We start from the raw sequence: 26007 nt of genomic DNA, 5'->3' as shown, positions 1-26007 counted from the left end.
CGGCCGATTCCGTTGAACAGGTCGAACAGCAACCATAATCGCCCGATGTCTGATCAGTCTGCTCCCGATCGCCCCCATGCCGGCGCCATCACCGATGTCGCCGGCATCGAAGTCGGCCACTACAGCGACCCCCGCCGCCCCACCGGCTGCACCGTGATCATCGCGCGCGAAGGCGCCGTGGCCGGCGTCGACGTGCGCGGCGCCGCGCCCGGCACCCGCGAGACCGATCTGCTGGCGCCCGGCAACCTGGTGCAGCAGGTCCACGCCGTGATGCTCGCCGGCGGCAGCGCCTGGGGCCTGGCCGCCGCCGACGGCGCGATGCGCTGGCTCGAGGAGCGCGGCGTGGGCTTCGACGTCCGATTCGGCACCCTGCCGATCATTCCGGCGGCCGTCCTGTTCGACCTGCCGGTCGGCGACGCCCGCATCCGGCCCGATGCCGATGCCGGCTACGCGGCCTGCGCGGCGGCCTCCAGTGCGGCGCCGGCCGAGGGCAACGTGGGTGCCGGCAGCGGCGCGCTGGTGGGCAAGCTGTTCGGCGTCGAACGAGCCATGAAGGGCGGCATCGGCACGGCGTCGATCACGGTCAATGGCGTCACGGTCGGTGCGCTGATCGCCTGCAACGCGCTCGGCGACGTGATCGATCCCGATACGGGTCACGTCGTGGCGGGCGCGCGCACCGAAGACGGCCGCGCCCTGCTCGACACCCGCCGCGCGCTGCTGCGCGGCGAGCTGCCGAAGCCGCTGCTGGCCGGCACCAACACCACGCTGGGCGTGGTCGCCACCGACGCCGTGCTGACCAAGGTGCAGGCCAACCGCCTGGCCAGCGTGGCCCACGACGGACTGGCGCGGGCGATCAACCCGGTGCACACGATGAGCGACGGCGACACCCTCTTCGCGCTCGCCACCGGCCGCGTGCCGCTCGAAGGCGACGCGCCCGGCATGACGGTGCTCGGCACCATGGCCGCCGAGGTCGTGGCGCTGGCGACCGTGCGCGCGGTGCGTGCGGCGCGCTCCGTGCGCATCGGCAGCAGCCACTTCCCGGCCGCCGGCGACCTGGGCTGAGCGCCTCGGGCGCGGGCACCCGACATGCGCTTTGTAACCAGCCGGGGGCGGAAAGCACAGAAAATGCCGCTGCCGCGACCGCGGTGTCCCCGAGCCTCGTTCCAACATTCCGCATGCCCCAAGCCATCCGCCTGTTCCTGCTGTCGATCCGCGACCTGATCGCTTCCGCCGGGCCCGTCATCTTCCTCGTCATCGCCCTGCTGGCCGCCGCCTACTGGTGGCTGCAGCCTCAGCCGCCCCGGCGCGTGACCCTGGCCACCGGGCCGGCCGGCAGCGCCTATGCCGAGTTCGGCAAGCGCTACGCCGCGGCTCTCAAGGCCAACGGCATCGAAGTCGAACTCAAGCCCACCGACGGCTCGCTCGACAACCTGCAGCTGCTGCGCAGCGGCGGCGCCGACGTGGCCTTCGTGCGCGGCGGCAGCGCCGATCCGGTCAAGGACGAGGCCGCCGGCCTGACCTCGCTGGGCAGCCTGTTCTTCGAGCCGCTGTGGTTCTTCTACCGGACCGATGCGGCGAAGCGGGTCGACCGCAAGACCGGCACCCTGACCTCGCTGACCCAGCTCAAGGACCTGCGCATCAACGTCGACAAGCCGGGCAGCGGCGTGCCCGACATCATGGAGCGGATGTTCCACGCCAACCACATGGACCCGGCCGCGCTGAACCTGTCGAACCTCGAGCAGACGCCCGCGACCGAAGCGCTGCAGGCCGGCCTGCTCGACGTGATCGTGCTGGCCTCGGCACCGCAATCCCCGCTGGTGCAGCGGCTGCTGCGCGCGCCCGACATCCAGTTGATGGACTTCCAGCAGAGCGACGCCTATTCGCGGCGATTCGCCTTCCTGCAGCCGGTGGACCTGCCGCGCGGCGTGGTCGACCTGGCGGCCGACCTGCCGTCGCACGACGTGTCGCTGCTGGCCGCCACCACCTCGCTGCTGTCGCGCGAGGAAACCCACCCCGCGCTGCGACAGCTGTTCGCACAGACCGCGCAGAGCCTGCATGGCGGCGCCGGCTGGTTCAACCGCGCGCGCGACTTTCCCAACACCCGGACCAGCGAGCTGCCGGTCAGCCCCGAAGGCGATCGCGCCATCAACGGCACGCCGCCGTTCTGGCAGCGCTACCTGCCGTTCTGGGCCAGCAACCTGGTCGAGCGGATGTGGCTGGTGCTGGGCGGCCTGCTGGTGCTGATGCTGCCGCTGAGCCGGATCGTGCCGCCGCTCTACCAGTTCCGGGTCCGCCGCCGCGTGTTCCGCTGGTATGCACGGCTGCGCGAGGTCGAGCACAAGCTGGAGGCGCATACCGGCGACCCCGACGCGCTGCTGAAGGAACTCGGCGAGCTCGACCGCGTGGTCAACAAGGTCGCGGTGCCGCTGTCCTATGCCGACGAGCTCTATGCGCTGCGCAACAACATCGAGGCGGTGCGCAGGCGCGTGCTCGCGGACGCACCGCGTGCGGCGGGCGCCGCGCAAGAACTTTCAACCGGACCCGCTTGACTTGGAGCGCGCTCGAACTTCCAGAATCCCCGACATGGAAACGAGCCCGAGCCCACTGCTGACCATCGCCCAGGTGGCGCGCCGCACCGGCCTCACGGCCCATACGCTGCGCTATTACGAGCGCATCGGCCTGATCGCCGCCGTGCCGCGCGCACCGGGCGGCCAGCGCCGCTATGCGGACAGTGACATGGACTGGCTCGCTTTCCTGCTGCGCCTGCGCACGACCGGCATGTCCATCCAGGGCATGCAGGCCTTTGCCAGGCTTCGAAGTCAGGGGGACGCCAGCGTAGGCGAGCGCCGCGAGATGCTCGAAGCACACCTCGCCGGACTGCGGCTGCAGATGCAGTCGCTCGCGCAATCGGTCGATGCGCTCACGCAGAAGATCGCGCACTACGCCGGCATCGAGCGTTCCCTTTCACAGGGCCCAGGCCCGGAAAAGGAAAACCATGGAAACCACCCGCTACCAGCGCGGACTCGCCAAGCTGCAGGAGATCGACGGTGAAGGCGGCGTGCGCGTCGTCGAGAGCCTCCAGGACATCGCGCCCGACTTCGCCCGGCTGCTGATCGAATTCCCGTTCGGCGACATCTATTCGCGGCCCGGCCTGGACCTGCGGTCGCGCGAGATCGCCGTGGTCGCCGCGCTCACGGCGATGGGCAATGCGGCCCCGCAGCTCAAGGTGCACATCCAGGGCGCGCTGAACGTGGGCGTGAGCCGCACCGAGATCGTCGAGACCATCATGCAGATGGCGGTGTATGCGGGTTTTCCGGCAGCGCTGAACGGGCTCGGGGCGGCCCGCGAAGTGTTCGCCGCCGCGGCCGAGGCTGCGCACTGACGCGACAGCCTCGGCCGGTCGTCGGCCGGCGCCTTTCAGTTCACTGACGCTCCACCCGCAGCAGCTTGCCATTGCTGCTGTCGGTCAACAGGTACAGCCAGCCGTCGGGCCCCTGCCGGACGTCGCGGATGCGTTCACCGCGCTCGGCCAGCAATCGCTCGCGGCCGACCACCGCGTTGCCGTCGAGCCTGAGCCTCCAGAGCGCGGTGCCGGCGAGCGCGCCGACGAAGAGATTGCCCTTCCATTCGGCCAGCGCATCGCCGGTATAGAAAGCCATGCCGCTCGGCGCGATCGACGATTTCTGGGTGCCTGGCGTCCAGGCCGAGCCGTCGATCTTTTCCCAGTAGGTCAGCGGCTGCTCGAGGCCCGGCTTGGCGGTGCCCTCGCCCACCTGCGTGAGCGTGCCGTATTCCTGCCCGTAGCTGATGACGGGCCAGCCGTAGTTGCGCCCCGGCAGGGTCAGGTTGACCTCGTCGCCGCCCTGCGGACCATGCTCGTGGGTCCAGAGATCGCCGGTCGCGGGATGCAGCGCCGCCCCCTGCGGATTGCGGTGGCCGTAGCTCCAGATGTGCGGCTGTGCGCCGGCGGTGGCGGCGAAGGGGTTGCCAGGCGCCGGAGCGCCGTCGGTGGTGATCCGGACCACCTTGCCGTTACCGCGCGACAGGTCTTGCGCGAAGCCCCGCTGGGTGTAGAGCAGGCGCTCGCCCAGGGTCACGAACAGATAGCCGCTGCGGTCGAACACCAGCCGCGAACCGAAGTGCGCCGTGCTGTCGACCTTGGGCGACTGGCGGTAGATCACCGTCAGGTTGCCGAGCGTGCGGTTGGCCGCATCGAGTTCGGCCCGGGCCACCGCCGTGCCGTTGAGGCTCGGATCGGCGCCGTCGCGCTCCGCGAAGCTGAGATAGATGCGTCGATTGCTCGCAAAGGCCGGGTCCACCGCGACGTCGAGCAGCCCGCCCTGGCCCACCGCCGCGACCGCGGGCACGCCGGCGACCAGATCGGCACCGCCATTGACGGCCGACCCATCGGCATTGCGCAGCCGCAACTGACCGCCGCGCTGGGTGATCAGCATGCGGCCGTCGGGCAGGAAGGCCAAAGCCCAGGGGGTGTCGAGGCCGGTCGCCAGTTCGGTGACCTTGAACGACGGCGAGGCCGGCGCGGCGCCAGCAGGTGGTGCGGCGGCGCTGCTGCCGGCCGGGGCCGGCGCGCCCTGCGTCGACATGCCGTTGACGCCGAAGGCGGAGATGGCGACGCTGCTGCCGCCACCGCCACCGCCGCAACCGACCACGGCGGCCAGGGCCGTCGCCAGAAGATACCGAGTCGCTGCTGCCATGGCATGCTCCTTCGGAAAGGGCGCCGCGATGCGCCCGGGTCTATTCGCCCTGCTGTCGTTACTTCAGGGCCTTGAAGCGCATCCGGTGCGGCTTGGCACCTTCTTCGCCCAGGCGCTTCTTCTTGTCGGCTTCGTACTCCTGGTAGTTGCCGTTGAAGAAGGTCCACTGGCTGTCGCCTTCGGCCGCCAGGATGTGGGTCGCGATCCGGTCGAGGAACCAGCGGTCATGGCTGATGACCAGCACCGACCCGGCAAACTCCAGCAGCGCGTCTTCGAGGGCCCGCAGCGTCTCGACGTCGAGGTCGTTCGACGGCTCGTCGAGCATCAGCACGTTGCCGCCCGCGATCAGCGTCTTCGCCAGGTGCAGCCGGCCGCGCTCGCCGCCCGACAAGGTGCCGACCTTCTTCTGCTGGTCGGCGCCATTGAAGTTGAAGCGCCCGGCGTAGGCCCGGCTGGCCATCTGGAACTTGCCGACGTTGATGATGTCGAGGCCGTTCGAGATGTCTTCCCACACGGTCTTCTCGTTGCCGAGCGCGTCGCGATTCTGGTCGACGAAGGCCATCTTGACCGTCTGGCCGATCACCACCTCGCCGGAGTCCGGCGTTTCCTTGCCGGCGATCAGCTTGAACAGGGTCGACTTGCCGGCGCCGTTCGGACCGATGATGCCGACGATCGCGCCGGCCGGGATCTCGAAGCTCAGGTTGTCGATCAGCACCCGGTCGCCGAAGGACTTGGTGACGTTCTTGAACTCGATCACCTGGTTGCCCAGGCGCTCGGCGACGGGAATGAAGATTTCCTGCGTCTCGTTGCGCTTCTGGTATTCGAAATCGCTCAGCTCCTCGAAGCGGGCCAGGCGCGACTTGCTCTTGGCCTGGCGCGCCTTCGGGTTCTGGCGCGACCATTCGAGTTCCTTCTTCAGGGCCTTGGCATGGGCTTCTTCGCTCTTCTGCTCCTGCGCCAGGCGTTCGCCCTTCTGCTCGAGCCAGGTGCTGTAGTTGCCCTTCCAGGGAATGCCGCGGCCGCGGTCGAGTTCGAGAATCCACTCGGCCGCGTTGTCGAGGAAGTAGCGATCGTGGGTGATCGCCACGACGGTGCCGGGAAAGCGCTGCAGGAAGACTTCGAGCCACTCGACCGATTCGGCGTCCAGGTGGTTGGTCGGCTCGTCGAGCAGCAGCATGTCGGGCTTGCTCAGCAACAGCCGGCACAGCGCGACTCGCCGCTTCTCGCCGCCCGACAGCACGCCGATGTTGGCGTCCCACGGCGGCAGGCGCAGCGCGTCGGCGGCGATCTCGAGCTGGTGTTCGGAATCGGTGCCGGCGGTGGCGATGATGGCTTCGAGCTCGGCTTGCTCGGCCGCGAGTGCGTCGAAGTCGGCGTCTTCGGCGCCGTAGGCGACGTAGACCTCCTCGAGCCGCGCCTTGGCCGCGTAGACCGCGCCCATGGCTTCCTCGACCGATTCGCGCACCGTGTGGGCGGCGTTCAGCTTGGGCTCCTGCTCGAGGTAGCCGATCGTGAGACCGGGCATCGGCAGCGCCTCGCCCTCGATCTCCTTGTCGATGCCGGCCATGATCTTCAACAGCGAGGACTTGCCCGAGCCGTTCAGGCCGAGCACGCCGATCTTGGCGCCGGGGAAAAACGAGAGCGAAATGTCCTTCAAGATCTGCCGTTTGGGCGGCACGGTCTTGCTGACCTTGTTCATGGTGTAGACGTACTGGGCCATGTCTATCTCTGTTCGGTGATGGGGACTGTTCGGGGTGGCCGGGCAACCCGACAACGATCTTGTGCGAGGATCGATGGCGAATCTGCCTTGCGTGGCAGGCGCTTGCTGCTGCAGCGCGTTTTCCGACCGGGGTTTGGGGCCAAGTCTAACCCAGCCCCTCGATTCCCTGAAGAAGCGCGCGCGGCGCTGCTATTCTCCGGCTCCATCCGAGCTCTCCGGACGCCGCCCGCAGCGGCCGCCGTCCCTGCCGCCATGCGCCCCTCCCCCACCCCCGATGCCTTCGCCCAGGCCCGACAGTTCTTCCTCGACGGGCTGAAGGCCCTCGAGACGGGCCGCTTCGAGGCCGCGGAGCAGCTTTTCCTGTCGTCGCTCGCGCTGCTGCCGGGCCGCGTCTCGACCCTGGTCAATCTCGCCGCGACGCAGTTGAAGCTGTCGCGCCCGCAGGCGGCCCTGGCGGCCGCCGAGCAGGCCCTGGAGGCCGAAGCCGAGGACCCGGATGCCTGGTTCCACAAGGCCAGCGCCCTCGGGCAACTGAACCGGCACCCGGAAGCCCTGTCGGCCTTCGAGAAGGTGCTATCGCTGGACGCGCTTCCCGCCGGCGAGTTGTGGCTTCGCCATGGCCAGACCCTGCAGGCGCTGGGCCGGCCCGCGGAGGCGCTCGCCTCCTACGACCACGCGCTGGCCGCCGACCCCGGCATCGCCCAGGCCTGGAGCAATCGAGGCAGCATCCTGCGGGAACTGAACCGCCACCCCGAAGCCGCCCATGCCTTCGAGCAGGCGCTGGCGCACGGCGGCGATCCGGCGCTGCACCGGTACTACCTCGCCGCGGTCTCCGACGGCCCTGCGCCGGCGACCGCGCCGGGCCACTATGTCGAGACCCTGTTCGACGACTACGCCGACGAGTTCGATGCGCACCTGGTGGGCCTGCTCGGCTACCAGGCGCACAGCACCCTGGCCATGCACCTCGCCGCGCTGGGCCGGGGCCGCTTCCGCTCGGCCCTCGATCTCGGCTGCGGAACCGGCCTGTGCGCTGCGCTGCTCAGGCCAATGGCGGGGCGGCTCACCGGCGTCGACCTGTCGAGCCAGATGCTGGACAAGGCCCGGGCCCTCGGGCTCTACGACCAGCTTGCGCACGCCGACATCGGGGCCTACCTGCGAGGCACGGACGCCCGCTACGACCTGGTCACCGCCGCCGACGTCTTCATCTACGTAGGCGACCTGGAGCCGGTCTTCGCCGCGCTGGAGCAGCGGCTGGAGCCGGGCGGACTCTTCTGTTTCTCGGCCGAGAGCGGCGGCGACGAAAGCGTCGATTTCGAGTTGCTGCCGAGCCTGCGCTACGCCCATTCGGAGCGCTACCTGCGCGGGCTGGCCGCGCGCCACGGCTTCGACCTGGTCCAATTGATCCGGGCACCGATCCGCGAAGACCAGCGCGAGGCGATCCAGGGCATGTTCGTCTATCTGGAGCGGGCGGGCGGCGGGCGCTCTACTCGTGCTTCGGCGAAATGAGCTTGAGCTTGGGGAAATAGGTCTTGTAGCGCGCGCTGTCGCGCGACACGAGGGTGCAACCCGTCAGTTGAGCGTGGGCGCCGATATAGAAGTCCGGCAAGCCAGCTTGTCACGGTTCAGGCATTCACCGATGGCCGAAGCCGACCAGTCCATCCATCCCGGATCTTCGTGGATGACGTCGATCAGGACACTGCTGTCGATCAGGAAGGTTTCCGGCGCCTCAGCGTTCGCCGCGCGTCATCTCCAGCCACTCGTCCGCCGACAAGCCGATATTCGAGTTCGCGCTGCCGCGCAGCAGGGCGATCGCCTCCTTGGCCGGCGATGTCGTGCGCCTCACGGGCTTCACGGGCTTCATGATGATCTGCTTGTTGCGGTACTCGAACTCCACCTCGTCGTAGGGCTTGAGGCCCGCGAGCTCGCGAATGTTCTGGGGAATGGTCACCTGACCCTTGGAGGTGAGTCGCACGGGCGGCTCCTGGTAATGCTGACGAAGTAAGAGCTTAGCGCCGCAGTTCCAGACCGCATGCTTCCACGACCGGCCGCGTCATTTCACCCTTCATCCCGGTTCATGAGACAATAGCGCCTGTTGCCGGGTCCAGTTGCCCGCGACGCCGGCTCTCCGCCGGGGACGAAGACGGCCTTATGCAGGCTTTCGGGCTCCCACCTCTGACCTTCATCTGCCCTTACTGGCTCGACGTCCACATGACGCCCGAGCGGGTGGATACCACTGCGCCGTGTAGGGCGCTTGTTGAACTCAATGAACTTTGATGAACTGAAGCTGGCCCCGGCCATCTTGAAGGCCGTGCATGAGCAGGGCTACGAAACGCCGACGCCGATCCAGGCCCAGGCCATTCCGGCCGTGCTCGACGGCCACGACCTCCTGGGCGGCGCCCAGACCGGCACCGGCAAGACCGCTGCCTTCACCCTGCCCCTGCTGCACAAGCTCACGATGAGCCGCAGCGCCACCAACAAGTTCGGCGGCACCGGCATCCGTGCCCTGGTGCTGACCCCCACGCGCGAACTCGCGGCCCAGGTCGAAGAGTCCGTTCGCATCTACGGCAAGTACCTCCAGCTGACCTCGACCGTGATCTTCGGCGGCGTCGGCATGAACCCGCAGATCAGCAAGCTCAAGAGCGGCGTCGACATCCTGGTCGCCACCCCCGGCCGCCTGCTCGACCTGCAGCAGCAAGGCATGCTCGACCTGTCGCAGGTGCAGATCCTGGTGCTCGACGAAGCCGACCGCATGCTCGACATGGGCTTCATCCACGACGTCAAGAAGATCCTCGCGCTGGTGCCCCGGGAAAAGCAGAGCCTGCTGTTCTCGGCCACCTTCAGCGACGAGATCCGCGATCTCGCCGCCACGCTGCTCAAGAACCCGCAGAGCATCCAGGTCACGCCGCGCAACACCACGGTGCAGCGCATCACGCAGGTGATCCACCCGGTCGGCCGCGGCAAGAAGAAGGCGCTGCTCGCCCACATCATCAACGAGCACAAGTGGAGCCAGGTGCTGGTCTTCACCCGCACCAAGTTCGGCGCCAACAGCGTGGCCGAGTTCCTGACCAAGAACGGCATCGAGGCGATGGCGCTGCACGGCAACAAGAGCCAGAGCGCCCGTACGCAGGCGCTGGCCGGCTTCAAGAGCGGCGACATCCGTGCCCTGGTGGCGACCGACATCGCGGCCCGCGGCATCGACATCGACGAGCTGCCGCACGTCGTCAACTACGAGATCCCGAACGTCAGCGAAGACTACGTGCACCGCATCGGCCGCACCGGCCGTGCCGGTTCGAGCGGCGAGGCCGTGAGCTTCGTGTGCCTCGACGAAGAAGGCTTCATGCAGGAGATCGAGCGCTTCACCAAGCAGACGATTCCGGTGCAGGTCATCGACGGCTTCGGCCCCGAGGACGGCGAACGCGCCGAGCCGATCGCCATGGGTCGCCAGACGATCTGGGGCGGCGCCGGCCGTCCGCCGAGCCGCGAAGTGATGCAGGCCGCGGCCAAGGCGGCTCGCACCGAGATGATGCAGCGCATCCGCGAGAACAAGGCGGGCCAGGGCGAGCGCAGTGGTGGTGGCGGCGGCGGTGGCAATGGCGGTGGCCAGCGTCGCGGCGGCGGCCAGGGCCAGGGCGCACCGGCCGGCCGCAGCGCCAACGGCGGCGGCGGCCAGGGCCCGCGTGGCCAGGGCGGCCGCGGCCAGGGCCCGGCACGCGGACCGCAAGGACCGGCGCGCGCGCCGCACCATGCGCCGACGCACCATCAGAACCACCTGCCGCATGAAGAGCGCCAGCCGCGCCATCACGGCAACAGCCACAGCCCGACGCAAGCCGATGCGGTGGCGCATCTGCGCGCCGAAGCGGTCGCCGGCGGCGACGGCCAGCCGGATCCGTTGCGCACCAGCGTCGACAGCCTCGGCGGCCGCGGCCGTCGTGGCGGCGGCGGCGGCTACGGCGGCAACCGTTCCGGCGGCGGTGGCCGTTCGGGTGGCGGCGGCCGCTCGGGTGGCGGCTATGGCGGCGGCGGTGGCTACGGCGGTGGCGGCGGTGGCCGCTCCTTCGGTCGCTGAGAGCTCGACCACACATCCACAAAAGGGCGCTTCGGCGCCCTTTTTCGTTGCTTCATTGCGCCGCGATCCGGCACGCCCGAAGCAGCCGATTCCGGTGCGCCCATGAAGCATTTCCTCTAGACGGCCCGGCGCGTGCATTCATAGACTGCCTCCTCCATGAAACTCGACCGTTCGATCTCCGCTGTCTTCCTCGCAACAGCTTTCGCCGTGCTCGCCGGGTGCGCGAGCCTGCCCTCACCCGAGGTCATGAAAAGCGAAACTGCTTCCTTCCAACTCCCCAAGCTGCCGGAGTCCGGAAAAGCGATCGTCTACGTCGTGCGCCCTTCCGGCATGGGCGGCCTGGTCCGGTTCAACGTCTTCGTCGACGATCAGGAAGCTGCGTCCGAGATGGGCTACACCCGATCGAGCCAGTACATCTATTTCAACGTCAAGCCCGGAACGCACAAGATCTATTCCAAGGCCGAGAACTGGGCCGACACCGAGATCAGCGCCAAGGACGGCGACATCATCTACATCCAGCAGGAGCCCTCGATGGGCGTCATCATGGCGCGCAACAGCGTGAGCAAGATCGACGAAGTCCAAGGCAAGTACCAAGTCAAGCAACTGCAGCTCGGAACGGTCCTCAAGGCAGAAAAGTAGGCGCGCGGCGGCGCGCCCCCTGCGAAGCCGTATCAGCCCAGCCGCTTGGCGGTCTGGCGATCGAACAGGTGCACGCTCTCGCTGCCGATCACCAGCCCGACCATCTGGTCCGGCTGGGCATCGACCCGGCCGTGCACCGCGAGCGTCAGCTGGGCGCCCCCGACATCGACCAGCAATTCGGTCTCGGCACCGGTCGGCTCGACCACGATCACCCTCGCCGGCACGCCTTGCGACGGCTCGGACAGTGTGATGTCGCCGGGCCGCACGCCATAGTGCACGGCCTGCCCGTCGACCGCCCCTGTCGCGGCCGGCGCCGGCCACGAGGCGCCCTGCGCCTCGACACTGCACTGGCCGTTGGCGCGCCGCACCGTGCCCTCCAGCACGTTCATCGAGGGCGAGCCGATGAACTGGGCGACGAACAGGTTGTCGGGGCGGTCGTAGAGCTCGAGCGGCGTGCCGATCTGCTCGACCGCGCCGTCGTGCATGACGACGATCCGGTCGGCCATCGTCATGGCCTCTATCTGGTCGTGGGTAACGTAGACGGTGGTGGTCTTGAGCCGCTGGTGCAGCGCCTTGATCTCGGCCCGCATCGCGACGCGCAGCTTGGCGTCCAGGTTGGACAGCGGCTCGTCGAACAGGAAGACCTTCGGGTCGCGCACGATCGCGCGCCCCATCGCGACCCGCTGCCGCTGTCCGCCCGACAGCTCGCGCGGATAGCGCCCGAGCAGGTGGTCGAGGTTCAGGATCTTGGCGGCATCGGCCACCCGCTTGTCGGTCAGGCCCTTCTCGGCCTTGCGCAGGCGCAGGCTGAAGCCCATGTTCTCGCCGACCGTCATGTGCGGGTAGAGCGCGTAGCTCTGGAACACCATCGCGATGTCCCGATCTTTCGATTCGAGCTCGTTGACGACCCGCCCGTCGATCATGATCTGGCCGCCGCTGATGTCCTCCAGGCCGGCCAGCATGCGCAGCAGCGTCGACTTGCCGCAGCCCGAAGGCCCGACCAGCACGACGAACTCGCCGTCCTCGATCTCGAAGCCCAGGCGCTCGATGATCCGGGTCTTGCCGTAGGACTTCTGGACGTCCCGAAAAGTGACTGAAGCCATTGTTTTCGTCTCTTTCTCTCTGTTGGCCCGGCGTAGCCCGGGCCTGTTCGGGGGACACCGCGGAACCGGCTTTGCCGGGCCGCCGGTGTCGCCCCGTGAAAGGGGGTGGGCGCCCGGACACGAAGTGCCGGGCAACCTGGGGGTCAGCTCTTTACAGCGCCGGCGGTGATGCCGCCGACCATGTAGCGCTTGAACGTGTAGTAGATGGCCGCCGGCGGCAGCGCGTAGATGAGGCCGGTCGCCATCAGCAGTTCCCAGGGCGAATCGTCGGCCGCGAGGAAGTTGCCGAGCGCCACGGCCAGGGTCACGCTGCGGTCGTTCGACAGCAGCAGGAAGGCGTACAGGTACTCGTTCCAGGCCAGCAGCAGCGCGTAGGTACCCACCGCCACCAGCGAGGGCACCATCAGCGGCAGGTACACCAGGCGGAACAGCTGCAGCGGGGAAGCGCCGTCCATGCGCGCCGCTTCGTCGAGCTCGTAGGGCAGCTTGTCGGAGGCCTGCTTGAGCACCCAGATGCAATAGGGCGATGCGATGGTGACCATCGCGAGGATCAGCGCCCACTGGCTGTTGAGCAGGCCGTAGTTGCCCATGGTCTTGTACATCGGCACGGCGAGGAACGCGGCGGGGATGAAGTAGGTGAAGAGCGCCATGTTCATGACCGTGCGGCCGCCCCGCACCCGCAGCCGGCTGATCGCGAAGGCCGCGGTGGTGGCGACGAACAGCGTGATCGCCCCGACCGCCACCGCGATGAACAGCGAGTTGCCGAGCTGCACCCAGAAATGATCGAGATAGAAGTGCTTCTGATGGAAGACCGTCGAGAAGTTGTCGAAGGTCGGTGAGGTCGGCCACAGGCGGCCGCTGGTCGCGGTGCCGCGCGGCGAGATCGCGAACAGCACCATGTGGTAGATTGGGATCAGCGTCCACAGCAGCACCGGGATGCCGATCAGCAGCAGCTTGGCCTCGTTGCCGACGGCCTTGACGGTCCAGCGCTTGCGGCTCATTTGGACAACCTCTTCATCATGAAATAGACCAGCGGCAGCACCAGCGGCATGGCGACGACGATGGAGGCCATCGACAGATCGACCTGGTCGAGTCGCAGGTAGCGGATGCCGAGCGTCGCCAGCACGTGCGTGAGGTCGGCCGGACCGCCCCCGGTCAGCAGGTAGACGCTGTTGAAGTCGCCCAGCGTCCAGATCATCGACAGGATCAGCGAGGTCACGTAGAGCGTGCGCAGTGCCGGCCAGCTGATGAAGCGGAACTTCTGCCAAGAACTCGCACCGTCGACCGAAGCTGCCTCGTACTGTTCGCCCGGAATCGCGAGCCGCCCGGCGACCAGGATCAGGGTCCAGAAAGGCAGCGACTTCCAGATGTGCATCAGCATCGCGAAGCTGAGCGCCAGCGTCGGGTCGTTGAGCCAGTTGGGCCCGTCGAGCCCGGTCAGGCGGAAGATGGTGGTGTTGATCACGCCCCATTCGGGGTTGAGCATGAAGCGCACCGAAAGGATGGTCGGGATCGACGGCACCGCCCAGGGCAGGATGAAGATCCCGGCGAGGATCTTGATCCACCAGCGCGACTGCACGAAGAAGCCCGACAGCACCAGCGCCACGAGCATCTTGACGTTGATCGCGACGACCAGAAAGATGATCGTGTTGATCACCGAGCGGAAGAAGATCGGGTCTTCGACCAGGTGCACGTAGCTCTGCGGATGGCGCGCCAGCCAGAGGCCGTAGCACACCGGGTAGAGCACGAAGATGGCGAACACCAGCAGGTAGGGGATGACCATCATCCGCCCCCAGAACTGCCAGCGTCCGAGCTTGATGGGTGTCGCGGCGGTGCCGGCCGCGGTCACGGCGCTTGCTGTGGAACTCATGGTCGGCCGCCGTTTCAGCTCAGCGAGCGACCGTCTTGATGCGCTCGATCATCTCGTCGACCGCCTTGTCCACCGGCACCTTGTCGCTCACGATGCGATTCATCGCCTTGGCCCACACGTTCTCGTTGTTGAGCACCGTGAACTTGTAGTTCTTCGTGAATTCGAAGGTCACCGTGCCGGCGGCGTACTGGTTGTAGACCGACTTGCGGTGCGAGTCGGCCTGCCAGAACGGGCTTGCCTGGCCGGCCTTGGTCACCGGGAACCAGCGCCCCAGCGAGCCTTCGACGTACGGCGTGAGGTTTTCTTCCTGCAACAGGAAGGCCACGAACTCCTTGGCGCGCGCCTTGTTCTTGGCTTCCTTGAAGACCACGCCGGTCTTCACCGCGGTCCGGTAGACCATCTTGCTGCCATCGGGCTTGTTCGGGAAGCCGGCCGTGCGGATGCGCTCGGTGTAGTTCTTCTTCGCTTCCTCGCGCTGCTCGGGCGTGAGCGAGGCATTGTTCGAGTCATCGAGCCACTTGGCCGGCAGCGAGATGGTCGCGTTGTGCGTCATCACGGTGGTCTTGTTGTGGAAGGCGACGTTGTTGTCCGGGTCTTTCCAGCTGGTCGAGGACGGCGGCGTGCAGCCCGTCAGGTAGGGCTTGGTGTAGTCGGTCATGGCCGAGATCAGGCCGGCGCGCACGGCCGGGTCGTCGACCAGCAGCTTGCCGCTGTCGCTGACGAGCTTCACGTTGTAGGCATCGGCGAAGGTCAGGAACGAATAGAAGGCATCGCTCGAATCGACACCCATCGGCATGCCGATGCCGAAGTTGCGCTTGCCGGTCTTCTGCCGGCTCGCGGGCTGCACCTTCTCGCACCAGAACGACCAGTAGTCCTTCCAGTTCGTCGGGATGTCCGACTCCTTGAAGCCGGCCTCGTTGAGCATGTCGATCCAGTACTCGATGTGCATCGTCTGCTGCTTGATCGGGAAGGCGTAGTAGGCCTTCGCCTTCGTCTTGTCGTCGTAGAGGAAGGTGGTCTCGATCGTGTTGGGCGCGAAGCGGGAGGCGATCGGCGCCAGCACGCTGCTGATGTCCTCGAGCTTGTCGTCATAGGCCCACTTGCCCGTGACCTGGAAGTCGTAGACGTCGGCATAGGCGACGTCGGGCGGGCTGCCGGAGTCGAGCGCCGAGACGGTCTTGGGGATCATGTCCTGCACCGGGTACTGCGACAGTTCGACCTTGACGCCCTTGTGCTTGTCCTCGAACTTCTTGATGGCCGCGAACAAGGCATCGTCCTCGGCCTTGTAGAAGCCCTTGACCCACCAGACGGTGAGCTTCTCCTGCGCCGAGGCCTGGCCGGCGACGGCGAGGCCCAGGGCCATCATCGTCGGGACCACGAGTGCTTTGAATTTCATGTTGCCTGTCTCCTTTTTCTTGCAGCTGAACAGCTCGATGCGCGAGCCGGGGGTGGGAAGTAACTATGGTGCTCCGCGTCAGACGGCGGCCCGCAGGCGCGGCGGCGGACGCGACAGCCGGGGCAGTCGTCGGCGCGAACCCAGCACCTCGTCGATGTCGGCGCGCGCGCCGTCGATCAACAGGATGATGGCTTGCTCGGCCCGCGCCGGATCGCGCGCGATCACGGCGTCGAGCACGGCACGGTGCATCGGCAGGGACTGCGCCGGGCCGTCTTTCTTGATGGTCGAGATCTCGAAGCTGGTGCGCAGCAGCGCGTGCAGCGCCTTGCTCATCTGTGCCAGCATCCGGTTGCGGGCGCTGCGCAGCAGGCCGTTGTGGAAACGCAGGTCGAAGCTGACGTAATCGCCGCCGAATTCCACGGCGTGCTTCATGCCGGCATAGGCGGCCTCGATCTCTTCGATGTCCTCGGCCGTTGCGCGCTCGGCCGCCAGCCGCACCGCGGCCGGCTCGACCGCGCGCCGCAGGTCCTGCAGGTCGCGCAGGAACTCGGGCGTGAGGCCGGCCCGCGCCTGCCAGGTGATCACGTCGGGATCGAACCAGTTCCAGTCCTCGTCGGGCAGCACCCGGGTACCGACCTTGGGGCCGGTGATGATCAGGCCCTTGGCCACCAGCGACTTCACGGCCTCGCGCACCACCGTGCGGCTGACGCCGAAAGCTTCGCACAGCTGGGGCTCGGCCGGCATCGGCGTGCCGACTGCGTAGCGGCGCGAGACGATCGCCTCGCCGAGCAGGTCCAGCGTGCGGCCATGGGTGTTCTTGGCCATCGCGATCGGCTCAGGCGTCGACCGGGGTCAACAGCGGCCGGCCCGTGAAATGGGCGTGCAGGTTGTCGAAGGTGAGCTGGCCCATCGCCTCGCGCGTCTGCTTCGTTCCGCTGCCGATGTGCGGCGTCAGCACCACGTTGGGCAGCGTGCGCAGGGCTTCCGGCACGTTCGGCTCGTTGGCGAAGACATCGAGCCCGGCACCGGCGATGGTGCCGTGGCGCAGCGCATCGATCAGTGCGGCTTCGTCGACCACGCTGCCGCGCGCGACGTTCACGAGGTAGCCGTCGGGGCCGAGCGCCTGCAGCACGCGGGCATCGATCAGGCCCTTGGTGGCGGCGCCGCCGGGCGTGATCACGACCAGGAAGTCGACCGCCGCGGCCAGCGAGACCGGGTCGGGGTGGTAGGCATAAGGGACACCGGCACGCGGCGAGCGCGAGGTGTAGGCCACCTCCATCTTGAAGGCCAGCGCGCGCTCGGCGATCGCCTGGCCGATGCGGCCCATGCCGACCAGGCCGAGCCGGCCGCCCGTGACCTTGCGGCTCAACGCGATCGGGCCGTGGGTCCATTCGTTGGCGCGCACGAAGCGGTCGGCCTGCGGGATGCGGCGCGCGGCCGCGATCAGCAGGCCGATGGCGAGGTCGGCCACATCGTCGTTGAGGACCGCCGGCGTGTTGGTGACCGGCACGCCGCGCGCGTGCGCGGCCGGGACGTCGATGCCGTCGTAGCCGACGCCGAAGACCGAGATCACTTCCAGCGCCGGCATTTGCGCGATCAGTTCGCGCGGCACCTTGGCCTCGCCATTGGCGACCACGCCACGGATTCGCGGCGCCACGGCGGCGAAGGCAGCCGGGTCGCTGACGTGGATGCGGTCGTGCAGGGTGTAGTGCTGGCGCAGCTGGTCGAGCAGGAAGGGCATCAGAGGCGCGACGAGCAGCAGCTCGGGCCGGTCGGTGGCGCTGCTCATTGGAAAACCTCCGTGCTTCGCACTGCGGTGCGAGCCCCCTTCGGAACGGCCGGGCGGGGGCTCATACCTTGATCCCCAGCTTCTGCACCAGCTGCTTGAAATAGTCGTGGTCGCGCTGCATCGCCTGGCCGAAGGCCTCGGCGTCGAGGTACGCGAAGCCGAGGTTGAGCTTGTCGAGCTGCTCGCGCAGCAGCGGCTCGTCGGCGCCCTTGCGGGCCATGGTGCGCAGCACCGTCGAGATCTCGGCAGGCGTGGCCTTGTGCACCGCCAGCCCGCGCCAGGTGCCGATCGAGAGGTCGATCTTGCGCTCCTTGAGCGTAGGCACCTTGTCGAAGGCCTTCAGGCGCTGGTCGGCCATCACCGCAAGCATCTTGAGCTTGCCGGCCTGCACGTGGACCGCGACTTCGCCGGGACTCACGGCCACCGCGTCGATGTGGCCGCCGAGCAGCGCCACCACGCCGGGTGCCGCGCCCTGGTAGGGCACATGGTTGAACTTGACGCCGGTCTTGTCCTCGAGGCCCGCGGCGGCCAGGTGCCAGATCGATCCGTTGCCGGAATTGCCGACCTTCATCTCGCCGGGCTTGGCCTTGGCGGCGGCGAGGAATTCCTCGATCGTGTTCCAGGGCGCGTCGGACTGCACCGTGATCGCGGCCGGGTCGGCGTTGAGGCGCGCGATCGGCTGGAAGTCGGCGTAGGTGAACTTCGAAAGGCCGAGGTGCGGCAGGATCACGAGTTCGGCGATGACGACGCTGACCTTGTAGCCGTCGGGCTTGCCGTTGAGCACGTCGCTCATGCCGACGACGCCGCTTGCGCCGGGCCGGTCGTTGACGACCAGCGGCTGCGGGAAGTGCTTTTTCGCGGCTTCCGCGAAGGCGCGCGCCAGCGCGTCGGTCCCGCCGCCGGCGGAGGCCGGCACCACGAGTTCGACCGGCTTGGTCGGGTAGTCTTCGGCCTGCACGGGCAGCACCCAGGGCAGCAAGGCTGCGGCACCGAGGCCCTGCAGCAACTGCCGGCGCCCCGCGTTCGATGAATGGGCCATGAATCGTCTCCTGCGGAGCCCGCCGCGGAGCCCTCGATTCAAATCATATGATGATTGACTTCGACGGCCGGCAGGAGAAACCCTGATCGGCCGCGATCAGCCGGCGGCCATTGCCCGCCGCACGAAACGCCCCGCGCGCGCACCGGTGGCGCGCCCCTCGGCCGTGTAGCTCAACACGCCGTTGACCCAGACCCGCTCGATGCCTTCGCTGAACTGGCGCGGCTGCTCGAAGGTCGCGCCGTCCTTCACGCGCAGCGGATCGAAGACCACCACGTCGGCCATGTGGCCGGCTTTCAGCAGGCCGCGGCCGTCGATGCGAAAGCGCGCCGCCGACAGGCCCGTCATCTTGTGGACCGCCTCTTCGAGCCGCAGCAGGCCCTTCTCGCGCCAGTAGCTGGCCAGCACGCGCGGGAACGCACCCCACAGGCGCGGATGCGGCCGTTCGTCGTTCGGCAGGCCGTCGGAGCCGATCATCGAGAGCGGATGCGCCATCACGCGCTGCACGTCGTCCTCCCGCATCTGGAAGTAGCAGGCATTGCCGGGCTTCAGGCGCCGGGCCGCCTCCTGCTGCGTGACGCCCCACTCCGCCGCGATGTTGGCCAGATAGCGGCCGCCGACCTCGGGGTGCGGCTGGCTGCCGGTGATCAGGATGTCGATGATGCCGTCGACCAGGTCCTCGCGCAGCACGGTCGAGCCGGCCGTGTAGGGATAGACGTCCATGCCGATCTCCTGGCCTTGCGCCAGCGCTTCGATGAGCGGCAGCGTCTCGCGGGTGCGGCCCCAGTTGGCGGGTCCGGCGCATTTGTGGTGCGAGATCACGAGCGGCAGTCCCGACTGCCGCGCAGTCAGCGCGGCCTCCTGCAGCGCCGGCAGGATGCCGGCCAGTTCGTCGCGGATGTGGGTGGCGTAGACACCGCCGTTGCGCGCCGCCACGCTGGCGACCGCGACCAGTTCGTCGACGTCGGCGGCGAACGCCTCTTCGTAGAACACGCCCGACGACAGGCCCAGTGCGCCGGCGTCCATCGCCTCCTGCATGTCGGCCGCCATGGCCGCGCGCTCGGCCGCGTTGGCGGCCCGGTCGAGCACCGGCATGTGGCGCATCCGCAGCGCGGTATGGCCCAGCAGCGCAGCCACGTTGACCGCCGGCCGCGCCGCGTTCACCGCTTCGGCATAGGCGCGCATCGTGGCGTGGCGGAACTGGCCCCGGCCCAGCAGCGACAACGGTGCCGGCGGCGTGTCGGTCACCATCGGCGCGAGCGAGATGCCGCAGTTGCCGACGATCACGGTGGTCACGCCCTGCGAGATCTTCGGCAGCATGTCGGCCTTCTCGATCGCGGCCGAGTCGTCGTGCGTATGGACGTCGATGAAGCCGGGCGCGACCACCAGGCCGGTGCAATCGATCTCGTCGATGGGGCCCAGCGCGCGCAGGCTGGCGAGCAGATCGGTGGATGTCCGGCCAGGCGCCGCCACCGACACGATGCGCTCGCCGGCGAGCAGCACGTCGCCCTGCCATCCCGGGCTGTCGCTGCCATCGACGACCGTGCCGCCCCTGAGCAGCGTCGCGTGGCCGGGTCCCGTGGCGCCAGTGTCCGGGATGGTCATCGTTCGTCCTCGAATGTCTCCGACGCGCCCGAATACTCGGCGCTGTCGAAGCCGTGCTTGTGCAGCAGCTGCTTGAATTGCTGAAGGCCGCGCGTCGCGACCGGTCCGAGCTTCTGCGCCAGCCGCACCATCAGGATCTCGATCACCACCAGGTGCGCCAGATAGGCTTCGGTGCCGACCCGCATCACCGCGTCCTGCGGCACCGAGACCGCGAGCACCAGGTCCGCGATCTCGGCCAGCTGGGTGCCCGGCTGGGTCAGGGCCACCACGGTGGCGCCTTGCGAGCGCGCAAAACGCGCGGCCTCGAGCGTGTAGGGCATGCGGCCGACGTGCGAGATCACGAAGGCCACGCCATCGGGCCCCAGCGTGCTGGCCGAGACCAGCTGCTGGTGGGCATCGAAGATCGCGTTGGCGGTGCAGCCCAGCCTGAACAGCCGGCTCTGCAGCTCGTTCGCCATGAAGGTCGACGCCGCGCCCACCGAGTAGCAGTCGATGCGCCGGGCCTCGGCCAGGCGGCTCGCGACCTTGTCCAGCACCTCGACGTCGATGCGGCGGCCCAGCTCGGTCAGCGAGGACACGGCGGCGTGGACGATCTTGCTCGCCACGTCGCCCGCGCTGTCCTCGGCCAGCACGCTGCGGTGCAGGTAGGAGCCCGTGACGGCCAGGTCCTGGGCCAGCGCCAGCATGAACTCGCGCACCGACTCGAAGCCGAAGCTGCGGCAGGTCCGGACGATGGTCGGCATCGACACGCCGGCCTGCTGCGCGAGCTGCTCGACCGTGGCGGCCACCGCCGCGCGCGGGTCCTCCAGCACGCACTGCACCACGCTGCGCTGCGCTGCCGGCAGCAGCGCCATGCGCTCGCGCAGGCGCTGCAGGAGATGAACGGAAGGGTTGTGCATGTCGACCCTCAGAAGCGCGTGCTGATGGCGCCGCTGACCGCCAGGTCGTCGTCGACCAGCGCGAGCCAGCGCCACTTGTCGAAGGTGGTGCATGGGTGCGAGATGCCCAGCGCGACGCGATCGCCGACCTGCGGCACCGTGCCCGCGGCATCGAAGCGCAGGTAGGCATGCTGGTCGTTGAGCGCGCTGATCGTCCAGCCGGGCGGCGCATCGGCCGCCACGCGGGCGCCGCGCGGCGCATGCCGCACCGGCACCGGCAGCTCCAGGTCGTAGGAGATGTCGCGGCGGCCGCAGGTCAGCAGCGCCAGCCCGGGCTCGGGCACCGACTGCACCATCGCCCAGACCTCCAGCGCCGCGCGCAGCGAGGCGTCCAGCCCTTCGCGCTGCTCCACCTGCCTCAGGAAGCGGGCGTAGTTGCCGTTGTCGTGCGTGACATAGCAGCCCGAGCGCAGCACGCCGAGCACCGGGCGCGACAGCCCCTGTGCTCGCAGCAGCGGCACGACCAGGTCGAACACCGCGGAGCCGCCGGCCGTGAGCATCACGCTGTCGTCGCCGAACAGGTTCTGCGCATCGCAGCAGCGCGCGACTTCGAGCACGCGCTGCACCAGCGCCGTGACTTCACGCGCGTCGTGCTCGCTGTCGCAACGGGCGAGGCCGCCTTCGTAGCATTCGATGCCGCCGAGGTGCACGGCCGGCGAGCGCGAGATCGCGGCAGCCAGTGCGAGCGCTTCTTCGAGCGTGCGGCAGCCGGTGCGCTGGCCGGGAATGCCGATCTCCAGCAGCACGTCGAAGCGCCGCGGGCTTTGCCGGCGCCGTGCCCAGTCCTCGATCACCGCCAGCTGCGCCAGCGAATCGACCAGGAACCAGACCCGCAGGTCGCCGTGCCCGGCCAGCAGCACGTCGAGGCCGTCGAGATCGGCATCGGCGAGCACCTGGTTGGCGATGATGGCCCGCCGCGCGCCCGCTTCGACGCCCACGGCGAGCTGGAAGATGGTCGCGAAGGTGAGGCCCCAGGCGCCGCCGGCCAGCTGCTGCGCGAACAGCTCGGGCGACATGGTGGTCTTGCCGTGCGGCGCCAGGGTCACGCCCTTGCGGCGGGCGTAGTCCTGCATCCAGGCGATGTTGTGCGCCAGCGCCGAGCGGCGGATGACGGCCAGCGGATAGGCCAGGTCATCGGCCAGCACGTTCCAGCCCTTCTGGCCGATGTCGGCGGCCCGGCATGGCGCGGCGCCCAGCGGATAGCTCTTGCTTCGGTGGTCGAGGATCAGCTCTTCAGTCATGTTCGTTCCGTTTGGTGCTTCGTGTGCCGCCAGCGTACTCAAAGATCGTTGCGCCAGCAGGCGTGCCAGTGGCCAGTCTGCACTTCGCGCAGCTGCGTGTCGGCGCTGGCGCAGCGCTCCTCGGCCAGCGGGCAGCGGGTGCGGAACACGCAGCCCGAGGGCGGATTCGCCGGGCTCGGCAGGTCGCCCTGCAGCAGCGGGACCACGCGCCGCTGGGCCGGGTCGGGGATCGGCGCCGCCGCCAGCAGCGCGCGCGTGTAGGGATGTTGCGGGCTGGCATAGAGCGCTTGCGTCGGCGCGATCTCCATCACCCGGCCGAGATACAGCACCACCACGCGATCGCACAGGTACTCGACCACGTCCAGGTCGTGCGAGATGAAGAGCAGCGTGAGGCCGAGCTGCTCCTTCAGTTCGCCCAGCAGGTTCACCACCTGGGCCTGGATCGAGACGTCGAGTGCCGACAGCGGCTCGTCGGCGACGATGAACTGCGGCTCGACCGCGAGCGCGCGGGCGATGCCGATGCGCTGGCGCTGCCCGCCGGAGAACTCGTGCGGGAATCGCTCGGCGTGTTCGGGGCGCAGGCCCACCTGCTGGAGCAGCTGCTCGATGCGCGGCTTGCGCGCCGCCCCCTTGGCCAGCCCGTGCGTGTCGAGCGCCTCGGCCAGCACCTCGCGGATGCGCATGCGCGGGTTGAGGCTCGCGTAGGGATCCTGGAAGATGATCTGCACCTTGGAGCGCAGGGGGCGGAACTGCGACTGCGACAGCTGCGCCAGGTCTTGCGGCGGCGCATCCGAGCCCTGCGCCTGGTAGGACATCGCACCGCCGGTCGGATCGACCAGCCGCGTCAGCAGGCGCCCGATGGTGCTCTTGCCCGAACCCGATTCGCCGACCAGCCCGAGCGTCTCGCCCTTGCGGATGTCGAAGCTCACGTCGTCGACCGCGCGCACCGGATGGCTGCCCTTGCCGAAGTACTTCTTCAGGTTGCGGATCTCGAGCAGGTTCTCGCTCGCCAATGTTGCGCTCGTCATGCGGCCAACTCCTCGGTGAATCCGATGCAGCGCACCCGGCGATCGCCGCCGCTGGCATCGAGCATCGGCATGCGGGCGTCGCAGGCTTCGCGGCGGTGCGTGCAGCGCGGCGCGAAGGCGCAGCCGGGCGGCGGCGCGAAGGGGCTCGACACCTGGCCGGGGATGGCGACCAGCTGGGGGCGCCGGCCGGGCAGCACCGGCGAGGCGCGCCGCCGCGCCACGCCCGGCAGGCAGGCCAGCAGGCCGCGCGTATAGGGATGCGCGGGCCGGGCGAACAGGTCGTGCACCGGCGCCGACTCGACGATCCGGCCCGCATACATCACGGCCACCGCGTCGGCGTACTGCGCGACCACGCCGAGGTTGTGGGTGACGAACAGCATGCTCATGCCGGTCTCCTTCTGCAGCCGGCCCATCAGCGCCAGGATCTGCGCCTGGATCGTGACGTCGAGCGCGGTGGTCGGCTCGTCGGCGATCAGCAGGGTCGGGTTGCAGGCCATCGCGAGCGCGATCATCACGCGCTGGCGCATGCCGCCCGAAAGCTGGTGCGGGTACTCGTTGACCCGCTGCGCCGCGGCCGGGATCTCGACCAGTTCGAGCATGCGCTGCGCATGGGCGTGCGCAGCCTTGCGGTCGAGCTTCAGGTGCAGCCGGACCGATTCGGCGATCTGCTCGCCGATGGTCAGCACCGGGTTCAGGCTGGTCATCGGCTCCTGGAAGATCATTCCGAGCTCGTTGCCGCGCAGCGCGCGCTTTTCGGACTCGGGCAGGTCGAGCAGGTTGACGCGCCGGCCGTCGCGCCGCACGAACCAGGCCTGGCCCTCGACCTGCGCATGCGAGGTCTTGGCATGCAAGCCCATCAGCGTGAGGCTGGTGACGGATTTGCCGGAACCCGATTCGCCGACCAGCGCCAGCGTCTCGCCTGGACGGATCGCGAACGAGACATCGGCCACGCTCTGGATGCGGCCGGCCTCGGTGGCGAAGGAGGTCGACAGGCCCTGCACTTCGAGGCGGGGCGTTGCGGATGCGATCGCGTTCATGCGGCCTTCCTCAGCTTCGGGTCGAGCAGGTCGCGCACGCCGTCGCCCAGCATCTGCAGCGACAGCGCCGTCAGCACGATGGCCAGGCCGGGACAGAAGATGGTCCAGAAGGCGCGGTCGGCATAGTCGAGGCTGCCCGCGATCATCGTGCCCCAGGTCGGGATGTCGGGCGGCACGCCGACGCCGAGGAACGACAGTCCTGCCTCGGCCAGGATCGCGTAGGCGAAGATGAAAGTCACCTGCACCAGGATCGGCGACATCAGGTTCGGCAGGATGTGCTTGCAGAGGATCTTCGGGGTGCGCACGCCGAGCGCGCGCGCCGCGTCGACGAACAGCAGCTCGCGCAGCACCAGCGTGGTGGCGCGCACCACGCGGGCGACGCGCGGCGTGTAGACGATCACCAGCGCCAACATCACGTTCCAAAGCGAGACGCCGAGGATCGACACCAGCGCGATGCCCAGCAGGATGTCGGGGAAGGACATCATGGCGTCGACCACGCGCATCAGCGGCGCGTCGAGCCGGCGGAAGAAGCCCGCGAGCATGCCCATCAAGGTGCCGAACAACACCGCGCCGGCGGCCGTCACGACGCCGATCAGCAGCGAGTAGCGCGCGCCGTGCACGATGCGCAGCATCACGTCGCGGCCCAGCTCGTCGGTGCCGGCCCAGTGTTCGAGCGAAGGCGCATGCAGGCGCTGGCCGATCTCGATGGCGCCGGGGTCGGCGTCCGACAGCAGCGGGTAGAGCACCGCGACACCGGTCACCAGCAGCAGCACCAGGGCCGCCGCCAGCACGATCTTGCGCCCGAACAGGCGCCGCGCCACCGGCATCGCGCTGTTCCAGCGGGAAACGATCGCGGCTCTCATTTTCCCTCCAGCCGGATGCGCGGATCGACCAGCGTGTAGATGAAGTCGACGCCGAGGTTGATGAACACGTAGATGGCGGCAATGACCAGCAGCGTGCCCTGGATCACCGGATAGTCGCGCCGCAGCACCGCGCGCACCACCAGGTTGCCGACGCCGGGCAGGTTGAAGACCGTCTCGGTCACGACCGTGCCGCCGATCATCAGCGCCAGCGTGAGGCCGAGCACCGTGACGATCGGCACCAGCGCGTTGCGCAGCACGTGCTTGACCATGATCACCCGCTCGGGCAGCCCCTTGGCCCGGGCCGTGCGCACATAGTCCTCGCCGAGGATGTCGAGCATCGAGGCGCGCGTGAAGCGGATGATCAAGGCCGAATTCAGCAGGCCCAGCACCAGCGCCGGCAGCAGCAGGTGCTGCAGGCGCTCGCCGAATGACGCGCTCGGGTCGCCGTAGCCCGAGGCCGGGAACCAGCCGAGCCTGACGGCGAAGAACTGGATCAGGATCAGGCCGAGCCAGAAGCTCGGGATGCTGGCGCCGAGCATCGCGACGCTGCTCACGGCCTGGTCGGCCGCGCTGCCGCGCCAGATCGCCGCCGACATGCCGGCCGGGATGCCGATCAGCGCCGCGATGCCGACCGCGAACAGGGCCAGGAACAAGGTCGGCTCGGCGCGCTCGAGCAGCGCCTGCGAGACCGGCCGCTGCAGGAACAGCGACTGCCCGAGGTTGCCCTGCAGCAGCTCGCCGACCCACAGCACGAACTGCGTCGGCAGCGGCTTGTCGAGGCCGTACTGGATGCGGGCCTGGGCGATGTCGGCCGTCGTGGCCTGGTCGCCGAGCAGCAGGGCGACCGGATCGCCGGAAGCCAGCCGGGTCAGCGCGAAGACGAGCACCGCGACGATGGCGAGCACCACCACGGCCCCCGCCAGGCGGGTCAGCAGAAAGCGCAGCATGGGGCGTTCCGTTC

Annotated in this window: 24 protein-coding genes; 7 read left to right on the top strand and 17 right to left on the bottom strand. The window is 68.7% G+C overall.

Translation table 11 applies throughout. The features are described from left to right. Nucleotides 1–45: 45 nt before the first annotated feature. From QTI17_RS25835 to QTI17_RS25820, 4 genes are all read left to right on the top strand, one after another. Nucleotides 46–1062: a P1 family peptidase gene (locus tag QTI17_RS25835; RefSeq protein WP_286536537.1), complete on the top strand. Its 1017-nt coding sequence runs from the start codon at nucleotides 46–48 to the stop codon at nucleotides 1060–1062. 113 nt (nucleotides 1063–1175) lie between these two features. Continuing rightward, nucleotides 1176–2549, top strand: coding sequence for a TAXI family TRAP transporter solute-binding subunit (locus QTI17_RS25830; RefSeq protein ID WP_286536536.1), 1374 nt, complete (start codon nucleotides 1176–1178; stop codon nucleotides 2547–2549). Between the two features lie 34 nt (nucleotides 2550–2583). Continuing rightward, on the top strand, nucleotides 2584–3051 hold the full coding sequence (locus QTI17_RS25825) for a MerR family transcriptional regulator (RefSeq protein ID WP_286536535.1): 468 nt from the start codon (nucleotides 2584–2586) through the stop codon (nucleotides 3049–3051). After that, nucleotides 2996–3382 carry a carboxymuconolactone decarboxylase family protein gene (locus QTI17_RS25820; RefSeq protein WP_286536534.1) on the top strand — a complete coding sequence of 129 codons (387 nt, stop codon included), beginning with the start codon at nucleotides 2996–2998 and terminating at the stop codon, nucleotides 3380–3382. The genes QTI17_RS25825 and QTI17_RS25820 overlap by 56 nt, the downstream gene beginning before the upstream one ends. 40 nt (nucleotides 3383–3422) lie before the next feature. Here the strand turns inward: QTI17_RS25820 and QTI17_RS25815 are convergent, their stop codons facing one another. Together QTI17_RS25815 and ettA are read right to left on the bottom strand one after the other, a co-directional pair. Next, nucleotides 3423–4604, bottom strand: a complete 1182-nt coding sequence (locus tag QTI17_RS25815) for a PQQ-dependent sugar dehydrogenase (protein WP_503011107.1) — start codon at nucleotides 4602–4604, stop codon at nucleotides 3423–3425. A 169-nt stretch (nucleotides 4605–4773) separates the two neighbouring features. After that, nucleotides 4774–6435, bottom strand: a complete 1662-nt coding sequence (gene ettA, locus QTI17_RS25810) for an energy-dependent translational throttle protein EttA (RefSeq protein ID WP_286522890.1) — start codon at nucleotides 6433–6435, stop codon at nucleotides 4774–4776. 252 nt (nucleotides 6436–6687) lie between these two features. On the opposite strand from ettA, the gene QTI17_RS25805 reads away from it, so the two are divergent. Further along, entirely contained in the window at nucleotides 6688–7941 is a 1254-nt protein-coding gene (locus QTI17_RS25805) for a tetratricopeptide repeat protein (protein ID WP_286536532.1), read from the top strand. Nucleotides 7942–8161: 220 nt separating this feature from the next. On the opposite strand, the gene QTI17_RS25800 is transcribed toward QTI17_RS25805, so the two are convergent. Further along, entirely contained in the window at nucleotides 8162–8407 is a 246-nt protein-coding gene (locus QTI17_RS25800; protein WP_286536531.1) for an AbrB/MazE/SpoVT family DNA-binding domain-containing protein, read from the bottom strand. Nucleotides 8408–8698: 291 nt separating this feature from the next. Here QTI17_RS25800 and QTI17_RS25795 point away from each other — a divergent pair, with 291 nt between their 5' ends. Next, complete coding sequence (locus QTI17_RS25795; RefSeq protein ID WP_286536530.1) at nucleotides 8699–10501, top strand: DEAD/DEAH box helicase; 1803 nt, start codon at nucleotides 8699–8701, stop codon at nucleotides 10499–10501. Between the two features lie 246 nt (nucleotides 10502–10747). Then, nucleotides 10748–11140 (top strand): DUF2846 domain-containing protein, encoded by a 393-nt coding sequence (locus QTI17_RS25790; RefSeq protein ID WP_286536529.1) that lies wholly within the window; start codon nucleotides 10748–10750, stop codon nucleotides 11138–11140. Nucleotides 11141–11172: 32 nt separating this feature from the next. Here the strand turns inward: QTI17_RS25790 and QTI17_RS25785 are convergent, their stop codons facing one another. The 14 genes from QTI17_RS25785 to QTI17_RS25720 all read right to left on the bottom strand — a co-directional run bounded on the left by QTI17_RS25785 (nucleotide 11173) and on the right by QTI17_RS25720 (nucleotide 25993). Further along, on the bottom strand, nucleotides 11173–12243 hold the full coding sequence (locus QTI17_RS25785; protein ID WP_286536528.1) for an ABC transporter ATP-binding protein: 1071 nt from the start codon (nucleotides 12241–12243) through the stop codon (nucleotides 11173–11175). Nucleotides 12244–12386: 143 nt separating this feature from the next. Further along, complete coding sequence (locus QTI17_RS25780; protein ID WP_286522924.1) at nucleotides 12387–13244, bottom strand: carbohydrate ABC transporter permease; 858 nt, start codon at nucleotides 13242–13244, stop codon at nucleotides 12387–12389. Beyond that, nucleotides 13241–14113, bottom strand: coding sequence for a carbohydrate ABC transporter permease (locus tag QTI17_RS25775; protein ID WP_286522926.1), 873 nt, complete (start codon nucleotides 14111–14113; stop codon nucleotides 13241–13243). The genes QTI17_RS25780 and QTI17_RS25775 overlap by 4 nt, the downstream gene beginning before the upstream one ends. A gap of 19 nt (nucleotides 14114–14132) precedes the next feature. Continuing rightward, the gene (locus tag QTI17_RS25770; RefSeq protein ID WP_286536527.1) at nucleotides 14133–15509 is read right to left on the bottom strand and encodes an ABC transporter substrate-binding protein; all 1377 of its coding nucleotides are present in this window, start codon (nucleotides 15507–15509) and stop codon (nucleotides 14133–14135) included. A gap of 78 nt (nucleotides 15510–15587) precedes the next feature. Then, the gene (locus tag QTI17_RS25765) at nucleotides 15588–16334 is read right to left on the bottom strand and encodes a FadR/GntR family transcriptional regulator (RefSeq protein ID WP_286536526.1); all 747 of its coding nucleotides are present in this window, start codon (nucleotides 16332–16334) and stop codon (nucleotides 15588–15590) included. Nucleotides 16335–16344: 10 nt separating this feature from the next. Then, on the bottom strand, nucleotides 16345–17298 hold the full coding sequence (locus tag QTI17_RS25760; protein ID WP_286536524.1) for a 2-hydroxyacid dehydrogenase: 954 nt from the start codon (nucleotides 17296–17298) through the stop codon (nucleotides 16345–16347). 61 nt (nucleotides 17299–17359) lie between these two features. Further along, complete coding sequence (locus tag QTI17_RS25755; protein WP_286522933.1) at nucleotides 17360–18337, bottom strand: Bug family tripartite tricarboxylate transporter substrate binding protein; 978 nt, start codon at nucleotides 18335–18337, stop codon at nucleotides 17360–17362. A gap of 96 nt (nucleotides 18338–18433) precedes the next feature. Next, complete coding sequence (locus QTI17_RS25750; protein ID WP_286536523.1) at nucleotides 18434–19939, bottom strand: N-acyl-D-amino-acid deacylase family protein; 1506 nt, start codon at nucleotides 19937–19939, stop codon at nucleotides 18434–18436. Then, complete coding sequence (locus QTI17_RS25745; RefSeq protein ID WP_286536520.1) at nucleotides 19936–20838, bottom strand: MurR/RpiR family transcriptional regulator; 903 nt, start codon at nucleotides 20836–20838, stop codon at nucleotides 19936–19938. Before QTI17_RS25745 ends, QTI17_RS25750 begins: the two co-directional genes overlap by 4 nt. A gap of 8 nt (nucleotides 20839–20846) precedes the next feature. Beyond that, entirely contained in the window at nucleotides 20847–22118 is a 1272-nt protein-coding gene (locus QTI17_RS25740; RefSeq protein WP_286536519.1) for an amino acid deaminase, read from the bottom strand. A gap of 38 nt (nucleotides 22119–22156) precedes the next feature. Next, nucleotides 22157–23146, bottom strand: coding sequence for an ABC transporter ATP-binding protein (locus QTI17_RS25735; protein WP_286536518.1), 990 nt, complete (start codon nucleotides 23144–23146; stop codon nucleotides 22157–22159). Continuing rightward, on the bottom strand, nucleotides 23143–24183 hold the full coding sequence (locus QTI17_RS25730) for an ABC transporter ATP-binding protein (protein WP_286536517.1): 1041 nt from the start codon (nucleotides 24181–24183) through the stop codon (nucleotides 23143–23145). The genes QTI17_RS25735 and QTI17_RS25730 overlap by 4 nt, the downstream gene beginning before the upstream one ends. After that, a complete protein-coding gene (locus tag QTI17_RS25725) occupies nucleotides 24180–25046 on the bottom strand; it encodes an ABC transporter permease (protein ID WP_286536515.1) in 867 nt (288 codons plus the stop codon). Before QTI17_RS25725 ends, QTI17_RS25730 begins: the two co-directional genes overlap by 4 nt. After that, nucleotides 25043–25993, bottom strand: coding sequence for an ABC transporter permease (locus QTI17_RS25720; RefSeq protein WP_286536514.1), 951 nt, complete (start codon nucleotides 25991–25993; stop codon nucleotides 25043–25045). The genes QTI17_RS25725 and QTI17_RS25720 overlap by 4 nt, the downstream gene beginning before the upstream one ends. Nucleotides 25994–26007: the final 14 nt, after the last annotated feature.

The organism is Variovorax sp. J31P179 (assembly GCF_030316985.1).
GTDB classification, from domain to species: Bacteria; Pseudomonadota; Gammaproteobacteria; order Burkholderiales; family Burkholderiaceae_C; genus Variovorax; species Variovorax ginsengisoli_B.
Note: the sequence above shows the minus strand (reverse complement) of the source record. Positions and strands in the feature narration are given on the sequence as shown.

What these genes read in the sequence shown, in the direction of transcription:
- QTI17_RS25725 (WP_286536515.1), bottom strand. Translation starts at nt 25,046, where the DNA reads ATGAGAGCCGCGATCGTTTCCCGCTGGAACAGCGCGATGCCGGTGGCG.
- QTI17_RS25830 (WP_286536536.1), top strand. Translation starts at nt 1,176, where the DNA reads ATGCCCCAAGCCATCCGCCTGTTCCTGCTGTCGATCCGCGACCTGATC.
- QTI17_RS25785 (WP_286536528.1), bottom strand. Translation starts at nt 12,243, where the DNA reads ATGGCTTCAGTCACTTTTCGGGACGTCCAGAAGTCCTACGGCAAGACC.
- QTI17_RS25765 (WP_286536526.1), bottom strand. Translation starts at nt 16,334, where the DNA reads ATGGCCAAGAACACCCATGGCCGCACGCTGGACCTGCTCGGCGAGGCG.
- QTI17_RS25720 (WP_286536514.1), bottom strand. Translation starts at nt 25,993, where the DNA reads ATGCTGCGCTTTCTGCTGACCCGCCTGGCGGGGGCCGTGGTGGTGCTC.
- QTI17_RS25805 (WP_286536532.1), top strand. Translation starts at nt 6,688, where the DNA reads ATGCGCCCCTCCCCCACCCCCGATGCCTTCGCCCAGGCCCGACAGTTC.
- QTI17_RS25735 (WP_286536518.1), bottom strand. Translation starts at nt 23,146, where the DNA reads ATGACGAGCGCAACATTGGCGAGCGAGAACCTGCTCGAGATCCGCAAC.
- QTI17_RS25730 (WP_286536517.1), bottom strand. Translation starts at nt 24,183, where the DNA reads ATGAACGCGATCGCATCCGCAACGCCCCGCCTCGAAGTGCAGGGCCTG.
- QTI17_RS25775 (WP_286522926.1), bottom strand. Translation starts at nt 14,113, where the DNA reads ATGAGTTCCACAGCAAGCGCCGTGACCGCGGCCGGCACCGCCGCGACA.
- QTI17_RS25740 (WP_286536519.1), bottom strand. Translation starts at nt 22,118, where the DNA reads ATGACTGAAGAGCTGATCCTCGACCACCGAAGCAAGAGCTATCCGCTG.
- QTI17_RS25795 (WP_286536530.1), top strand. Translation starts at nt 8,699, where the DNA reads ATGAACTTTGATGAACTGAAGCTGGCCCCGGCCATCTTGAAGGCCGTG.
- QTI17_RS25820 (WP_286536534.1), top strand. Translation starts at nt 2,996, where the DNA reads ATGGAAACCACCCGCTACCAGCGCGGACTCGCCAAGCTGCAGGAGATC.
- QTI17_RS25755 (WP_286522933.1), bottom strand. Translation starts at nt 18,337, where the DNA reads ATGGCCCATTCATCGAACGCGGGGCGCCGGCAGTTGCTGCAGGGCCTC.
- QTI17_RS25745 (WP_286536520.1), bottom strand. Translation starts at nt 20,838, where the DNA reads ATGCACAACCCTTCCGTTCATCTCCTGCAGCGCCTGCGCGAGCGCATG.
- QTI17_RS25760 (WP_286536524.1), bottom strand. Translation starts at nt 17,298, where the DNA reads ATGAGCAGCGCCACCGACCGGCCCGAGCTGCTGCTCGTCGCGCCTCTG.
- QTI17_RS25815 (WP_503011107.1), bottom strand. Translation starts at nt 4,604, where the DNA reads ATGTCGACGCAGGGCGCGCCGGCCCCGGCCGGCAGCAGCGCCGCCGCA.
- QTI17_RS25825 (WP_286536535.1), top strand. Translation starts at nt 2,584, where the DNA reads ATGGAAACGAGCCCGAGCCCACTGCTGACCATCGCCCAGGTGGCGCGC.
- QTI17_RS25780 (WP_286522924.1), bottom strand. Translation starts at nt 13,244, where the DNA reads ATGAGCCGCAAGCGCTGGACCGTCAAGGCCGTCGGCAACGAGGCCAAG.
- QTI17_RS25835 (WP_286536537.1), top strand. Translation starts at nt 46, where the DNA reads ATGTCTGATCAGTCTGCTCCCGATCGCCCCCATGCCGGCGCCATCACC.
- QTI17_RS25750 (WP_286536523.1), bottom strand. Translation starts at nt 19,939, where the DNA reads ATGACCATCCCGGACACTGGCGCCACGGGACCCGGCCACGCGACGCTG.
- ettA (WP_286522890.1), bottom strand. Translation starts at nt 6,435, where the DNA reads ATGGCCCAGTACGTCTACACCATGAACAAGGTCAGCAAGACCGTGCCG.
- QTI17_RS25790 (WP_286536529.1), top strand. Translation starts at nt 10,748, where the DNA reads ATGAAAAGCGAAACTGCTTCCTTCCAACTCCCCAAGCTGCCGGAGTCC.
- QTI17_RS25770 (WP_286536527.1), bottom strand. Translation starts at nt 15,509, where the DNA reads ATGAAATTCAAAGCACTCGTGGTCCCGACGATGATGGCCCTGGGCCTC.